Genomic DNA, 687 nt, shown 5'->3' with positions numbered 1-687 from the left:
TCCTCGCGGCCCCGCCGCTCGCCGCGGCGTACCCCGCCGGAGCTGGAGGCCCGGATCGAGCGGCTGCGCCGCGATCGCCAGCTCGGCCCGGACCGGATCGCCTTCGAGTTGCGCCGCGAGGACGGCACTCGGGTCTCCGCGGCCGGGGTGCATAACGTGCTGGTCCGGCTCGGGATCTCGCGGCTGCGCGACCTCGACCCGCCTACCGGGCAACAGCTCCGGGAGACCGATCCGGCCACTCGGGTGCACGGCCCGAACCGGTGGCGCCGCTACGAGCGGGCCCGCCCCGGCGAGCTCGTGCACGTCGATGTGAAAAAGCTCGGCCACATCCGCGACGGCGGCGGCTGGCGAGCCCACGGCCGCGACTCCGCCCAGTCCCGGGCTGCCCGCTCCGGGCCGCGGGTGGGCTACGACTACGTTCACGTCGCGGTCGACGACCACTCCCGGCTGGCCTACGTCGAGGTCATCAGTCTTGCTGAGGGCGGGGAGAACCAGCACGCCTGCGCCGGGTTCGTCCGCCGCGCCACCGCCTGGTTCGCCGGCAACTACGGGGTCACCGTCGAGCGGATCATGACCGACAACGCCTGGGCCTACCGCAAGAGTCGCCTGTTCGCCGCCACACTCGCCGAGCTCGGCATCGCCCACCGCCCCACCAAGCCCGCTGCCCGTGGACCAACGGCAAAGCCG

General features: G+C 73.8%; 1 protein-coding gene. It reads left to right on the top strand.

All coding sequences use genetic code 11. The features are described from left to right. Nucleotides 1–687 (top strand): DDE-type integrase/transposase/recombinase (locus PSD17_RS25970; RefSeq protein WP_339124971.1); only part of this gene is annotated, 687 nt, incomplete at both ends.

The sequence above is a fragment of the Pseudonocardia sp. D17 genome (assembly GCF_036984265.1).
Taxonomy (GTDB): domain Bacteria; phylum Actinomycetota; class Actinomycetes; order Mycobacteriales; family Pseudonocardiaceae; genus Pseudonocardia; species Pseudonocardia benzenivorans.
Note: the sequence above shows the minus strand (reverse complement) of the source record. Positions and strands in the feature narration are given on the sequence as shown.